At 76.4% G+C, this 6053-nt stretch carries 4 protein-coding genes and 1 pseudogene; 2 read left to right on the plus strand and 3 right to left on the minus strand.

What is annotated here, in order from left to right; translation table 11 throughout:
* Positions 1 to 18: 18 nt before the first annotated feature.
* Entirely contained in the window at positions 19 to 1392 is a 1374-nt protein-coding gene (locus tag ACIQGZ_RS27845; RefSeq protein ID WP_402607016.1) for a diaminopimelate decarboxylase, read from the minus strand.
* 213 nt (positions 1393 to 1605) lie between these two features.
* Positions 1606 to 3291 carry a PucR family transcriptional regulator gene (locus ACIQGZ_RS27850; RefSeq protein WP_402607019.1) on the minus strand — a complete coding sequence of 562 codons (1686 nt, stop codon included), beginning with the start codon at positions 3289 to 3291 and terminating at the stop codon, positions 1606 to 1608.
* Positions 3292 to 3665: 374 nt separating this feature from the next.
* Here ACIQGZ_RS27850 and ACIQGZ_RS27855 point away from each other — a divergent pair, with 374 nt between their 5' ends.
* Together ACIQGZ_RS27855 and ACIQGZ_RS27860 are read left to right on the plus strand one after the other, a co-directional pair.
* Complete coding sequence (locus ACIQGZ_RS27855) at positions 3666 to 4205, plus strand: carboxymuconolactone decarboxylase family protein (protein WP_402607021.1); 540 nt, start codon at positions 3666 to 3668, stop codon at positions 4203 to 4205.
* Between the two features lie 125 nt (positions 4206 to 4330).
* Positions 4331 to 4795: pseudogene (locus tag ACIQGZ_RS27860) on the plus strand (MarR family winged helix-turn-helix transcriptional regulator).
* A 103-nt stretch (positions 4796 to 4898) separates the two neighbouring features.
* On the opposite strand, the gene ACIQGZ_RS27865 reads toward ACIQGZ_RS27860, so the two are convergent.
* Positions 4899 to 5876 carry a zinc-binding alcohol dehydrogenase family protein gene (locus ACIQGZ_RS27865; RefSeq protein WP_402607023.1) on the minus strand — a complete coding sequence of 326 codons (978 nt, stop codon included), beginning with the start codon at positions 5874 to 5876 and terminating at the stop codon, positions 4899 to 4901.
* Between the last annotated feature and the right edge of the window lie 177 nt (positions 5877 to 6053).

The raw sequence follows: 6053 nt of genomic DNA on the forward strand, positions 1-6053 counted from the left end.
CGGAGACCAGCACCCGCGTCACAGCGCCCCCGCCGGGCGGCCGGTCCCGCCGCCGGGGAGCAGCGCGAGCAGCGCGTCCGCGTGCGCGGCGCCGCTCTCCTGGACCACCTCGTGCACGGTCTGCGCGGTGCGGACCGGTGCGAAGCGCACCCGGCCCCCGGCGTCCACCCGGTAGCCGTACACGGCCGGCCGGGGCAGCGAGTTGTACGAGAAGTGCGAGGAGAAGTAGTAGGCGCCGGTGTCGTACAGCGCCACCACGTCACCGGGCTCGACCACCGGCAGTTCCCGCCCGGTCGCGGTCAGGTCCCCGGCGAAGCAGCACGGCCCGGCGATGTCGACCGGCTCGGTCGGGCCCTGCTTGGGCCGCCCGGCGGCGTCGAACACCCCGGCGCGCAGCGGCCAGGCGTCGGGCATGAACACGGTGCGGGTGGCTACCTGGGCGCCCGCGTGGGTGACCGCGATCCGCCGGCCGCCGGCCGACTTGGTGTACTCGACCAGGGAGGCGACGGTGCCGCTCTTGGCGAGCAGCGAGCGGCCGAACTCGGTGACCAGGGTGTATCGGCCGTCGAACAGGCCCGGCACCGCGCCGCGCAGCTCGGCCACGTAGTCCGCGTACGTCGGGCGGTCCTCCTCGCCGCTGAAGTCGACCGGCAGCCCGCCGCCGATGTCCAGCCCGGTCACCTGGCGGCGGCCCAGCGTCGCGTTGATCCGCTCGGCCAGCTCGTACGCCGCGCGGATGCCCTGGGCGATCAGCGGCAGCGGGCAGCCCTGGGAGCCGACGTGCGCGTGCAGCCGGTTCAGCCACGGCCGGGCCGCGAACGCGTCGACCACGGCCTGGACCGCCCCCGGGTCACGCAGCGCGATGCCGAACTTCGAGGTGGCGGTGGCGGTGCTCATCGCACCGATGGCACCCGCCCCCACCTGGGGGTTCACCCGCAGCCCCACCGGCCCGGCGGCCGGTCGGCCGGCCAGCAGGGCGTCCACCCGGGCCAGCTCCTGGAAGTTGTCCAGGTTGATCGCGATGCCGTGGGCGAGCGCGAACTCCAGCTCCCGGACGGTCTTCGCGGGGCTGTCGAAGACCAGCCGGTCGAAGGGGAACCCGGCCGCGAGCGCCTGCTCCAGCTCCCCGGGCGAGGCCACCTCGCAGCCCATCCCGGCCTCGGCGAGCAGCCGCAGCACCGGCACCAGGCCGCACGCCTTGGCCGCGAAGGTGTGCTGCACCGGAGCCGGCCCCGCGAACGCCTCCCGCAGCGCGTCGACCGCCGCCAGCACGCCGTCGACGTCGAGCAGGCCGACCAGCGGCGCCTGCGGGCCGAGCAGGCCGCCCTCCACCGCACCGGCCAGCGCCGCCTCCCGAGCCCCGCGCCGCCGCTGGGCCAGACCGGAAGTCACGTGAACCACACCCCATACATCCGTCGGGAGCGAGCCTTGGGCGACCCGGGCGCCATGCCGTACGGCGCGGGGGAGCGTCCACCGCGTCCGCAGCGCGCCGCGAGCCATAGGGACAGCTTGGGCGTCCGGGGGACGGCGCGTCTTCATCCAGGGCCACCACACCGGGGTCATACCCCTGTCGACTCCGACAGGAAAACGATCACCGGGGTCGGCTCACCCCGTACGGCGGGCCAGCCGCAGGCCGAGATCGGCCAGCAGCCGCCCCACCGGGTCCGCCAGGTCGACCCCGAACAGCTCATGGGCCCGCCGCAGCCGGTAGCGCAGGGTGTTGGCGTGCACCTTCAGCCGCCGCGCCGCCACGCCGGTGTCCCCGAACGCGTCGAGGTAGGCGGTGACCGACTCGCCGTACTCCGACCCGTGCGCGCGGTCGTGCGCCACCATCGCGTGCACCGGCCCCGACTGTCCCTCCCACAGCGGCTCGACCCGGTCCAGCACCCGCAGCAGCGCCACCTCCGAGGCCACCTCGCCGAGCGCCGCCGCCGCCGACACCACCGACGCGGCCGGCACCGAGGCGGCCCGCTCCCGCAGCACCCGCACCACCAGCTCGGCCGTCTCCCGCGCCCCGGGCAGCCCGGCCAGGTCCGCCGCCACCGGCCCGGCGCCGGCGAACACCACGCTGTGCGGCACCGGACGGGCCGTCGCCACCAGCCGCCGCGCCGGATCGCCCCCGGCATCGCCGCCGTCGCCGCCGCCCCCGCCCCCGTCCCAGGCGGGGATCAGCACGAACAGCCGGCGGCCCGACCGGGCGGTCACCGACCCGGGACGGTACGCGGCGGCCTGGAGCGCCAGCACGTCCAGCACCCGCTGCTCGCCCGCGCCACCACCACCCGCCGCGCCGAGCGCCCGGCTGTCGTACGCCTCCGCCACCACCACCGCGTACGGCCGGCCCGGCTCCACCCCGGCGATCCCGGCCGCCCGCTCCGGGTCCGCGCCGCCGGTGAGCAGGGCGTGCACCGCCTCCTCCCGCTCCCGGGCCGCCGCCCGCCCCCAGCTCCGGTGGTGGGCCAGATGCGGCACGGCGGCCCGAGCGGCGGTCCGCAGCGCCGCCACCGCGTCCTCGGCCAGCGGGCGCCCGTCGGCGGCGGCCCAGATCGACCCGAGCACCTCGCCGCCGAGCCGCACCGCGATGGCCAGCCGCTCCGCGTACCGGTCGTCGGCCGGGCGGCGCACCACGTCGTCCGTGCTCCACAGCGCCTGGAAGAAGCCGCTCTCGCGCAGCTCCGCGACCCGCCAGCGCGGCACCTGCTGGCCGAGGATGGTCAGCCGGCGCATCGGGTCCGGCTCATGGTCGAGCCGCGAGTACGCCAGCACCCGCGACTGCGGGTCCTCGATGGTGATCGCGCCGCCGACCAGGTCCGCCACCGTGTTCGCCAGCCCGGACAGGTCGCCGGGCCGCAGCGCGTCCAGGGCCGGCGAACCGGAGACGGCGCAGTGCGCCAGCGCCGTCCGCAACCGGCCGAGCACCGCCGTCCAGTCGCAGTCCCGGTGCCGGGTCAGCAGCGCCGTACGGCCCCGCTCGGCGGCGGCCAGCAGCGCCGAGCGCGGCCCCCGGCCGCCGCCCCGCAGCACCACCGCCGCCGCCCCGGCCCGGTCGGCGGCCCGCAGCACATCCTCGGCGTCCGGGGAGGCGGCCTCCACCCCGACCGCGAGCAGCACCAGACCGGCCGCCGACCAGCCGCCGTCCCGCTCCTCGCCGGGATCGTGCAGCACCACGTCGGCCACCGGCACCTCGGTGCCGCGCGGCGCCGCCACCACCTCCAGCGCCCCCGGGCCCACCAGCCGCAGCAGCTGCGCCAGCGACGGGCCGGCGGCCGGCGGATCGGGTCGGTGCGTCGTCATCCGTCCATCATGGCGCGCTCCCGGCGCGCCGGCCGCCCCCGGACCCCGCCGCACCCGCCGGGCGGGGCGCCGGGCTCGTCCGCGCCGTCCGTGCGGGCCCGGTGCCGGAAGGTGCTGCGGTGGGCGCTCGGCGGGACGCCGCCCTGGCGTCTGAACGGGGCCCGCAGCCGGCCGGGGTGCCCGGCCCGGACAGCCGGGCCAGGACCTCCTTACGGCGCGTCGGACGCTGAGCCGCCACTGCACCGGCGGCGGCCCGGCCTCCTGGTGGAACCGGCGGCTCAGCGAAGCGGTTGAGCAAGCTGGGAGTTGAGCAGCCGCCAGTCCCGGGCCGACAATGGGCGCCCGATTCCGACAGACTTCCGGAGAGGGCACCCATGCCTCACATCAGGATCGACAACGACCTTCCCGGCATCCGCGGCCTGATGGCCCACCGCCCGGACGTCGCGGGCCCGCTCAACCAGCTCGCGGAGACCCTGCTGCGCGGCTCCTCGCCGCTGAGCAGGGGGGAGCGCGAGCTGATCGCCGCGTACACGTCCGAGCTGAACGGCACCCGCTACTGCTCCGCCTCGCACGCCGCCTTCGCCGCCGCGCAGCTCGACGGCGGGCAGGACCTGGTGGCGTCGGTCCTCCAGGGGCCCGACGACGCGCCCATCCCGCAGCGGCTGCGCGCGCTGCTGCGGATCGCGTCCGAGGTGCAGTCGCAGGCGCGGCCGGTCTCGGCGCAGGCGCTGGCGGCGGCCCGGACGGCGGGCGCCGGGGACGACGAGATCCATGACACGGTGCTGATCGCCGCGGCCTTCTGCATGTACAACCGGTACGTCGACGGCCTCGACACCGAGCTGCCGGCCGACCCCGGCTACTACGAGGAGGGGGCCCGCCGGATCGTCAGCCAGGGCTACGGCGCCCCGCGCTGAACCCCGCACCGCGCTGAACCCCGCACCGCGCTGAACCCCGCACCACCTGGAACCCCTCGTCGGCCGACCGGTCGCCGGGGGGTTCCGCGCCATGGCGCCCTGGGTAGCGATGTACGGTATCTCCCATGGGCGACGCACCGAACGGGTCCACGCCCGGCCATCTGGTCTGGCGGCTGTCGATGAAGTAGTGGCGAGTCGCGGTCGACCGCGCGCTCGCACCGCTGGACCTGACGCACGGCCAGTACGTGCTGCCGGCCTCACTGTTCGGCATGCGGCACGCCGGGCTGCGCCCCAGCCGGCGCGAACTGGCCGACCACACCGGCCTGGAGCCGCTGTACGTCTCCAAGCCGGCCCGTACGCTGGAGGCCGACGGCCTGATCGAGCGCACCCGCGACCCCGAGGACACCCGCGCGGTGCGGCTGGCGCTCACCGACCGGGGACGCGAGACCGTACGCCCGGCGATGGCCGCCGTCCAACTGCTGCTGGACCGGCTGCTGCAACCGCTGGGCGGCCAGGACGATCCGCGCACCGCAGCATCCGTCCGCGATCTGACGGCGCTGCTGGACACCCCGCTCGACCCCCCGTCCTGACCGCAGGAGCCCCGCCGGCGCGGCGGACCTCGCGGTGCCTCGCCACCGGCGCGGGCGTCCCCGGGCTGCTCACGGCCTTCGGGGCCACGGCCCCTCCTCCGCCTCAGGGTTGGATGACGACCCCGCCGCGCACCTTCTTCTGCGCCACCGCGCGGTAGGCGTCCGGTCCGTGGTCGAGGTCGAAGGTCCGCGCGATGGGGAGCGGCCTGAACCGACCGTGCTCGAAGTGGGGGCCGAGCCGCCTGAGGCGCTCGGCAGAGGCTGTCACGTCCAGCTTGCGGCTGTCGGCTCCCAGCATCCGCAGTTCGCGGTGGTAGAAGTCGCGGAGGTCGACCTCGGCGGTGGGGGTGCCGATGGCGCTGATGACGACCAGGCGCCCGCGGTGGGCGAGGGACGCGACCGCCGACGGTGTGGTGACGCCGCCCACGGCGTCGTAGACGACATCGGCGCCCCGGCCGCCGGTGCTGCGCCGGATCTCGGCGGGGACGTCGGTGTCGACGTCGAAGGGCACGAACGCGTCGATGGCCTCGGCCGCGGGGGTGCCGGCCGCCGGGGCGTGGGGGGCGACGCCCACCACGCGCCGGGCGCCGACGGCGCGGGCGATCTGCGCGACGGCTCCGCCCACGCCCCCGGAGACGCCGAAGACGGCGATGGTCTCGCCCGCGGCGAGTCCGGCGGTCTCGATCGCACCGAGCCAGCCGACCACGAAGGCCACCCCGACCGTCGCCGCCTCGGCGAAGTCCAGGGTTCCGGGTTTGCGGGCCAGGGAGGCGACGGGCAGGGCGATGCGCGCCGCGTGCGAGCCGTCGAGGGTGAATCCGACGTCGCCCCCGGTGCCCCACACCTCGGCACCGACCCAGTCCTCGGGGCCGTCCAGGACGATGCCCGCGAAGTCGCGGCCGGGAATGCGGGGGAGGGTGGTGTCCTCCATGCGGCCGGCCACGGCCAACACGTCCGAGGGGCTGACCGAGGCGGCCTTGACGGCGACGACCGCCACGCCGTCACCGGCGACCGGGTCCGCGACCTCACCGACGCTCAGCACCTCGGGGCCGCCGAATCGCTCGAAGCGTAGCGCGCGCATGCTCGCTGTCCTTTCCGTACGGTGCGACAGGTGCGGGTCGGTGCGGCAGGGGGAAACGGGCGGCACGGCCGGCCGACCCGACGGGGGTGCCTCTATGTCTTTCGTCAAGGCGCTCCTGTCGGGTTTGGGGTGGTTCGGGGTTGCTGAGGTTATGCGGCGAGTTCGACGTCCTTCGGT

It is taken from the genome of Streptomyces sp. NPDC092296 (assembly GCF_044755465.1).
Classification (GTDB): Bacteria; Actinomycetota; Actinomycetes; order Streptomycetales; family Streptomycetaceae; genus Peterkaempfera.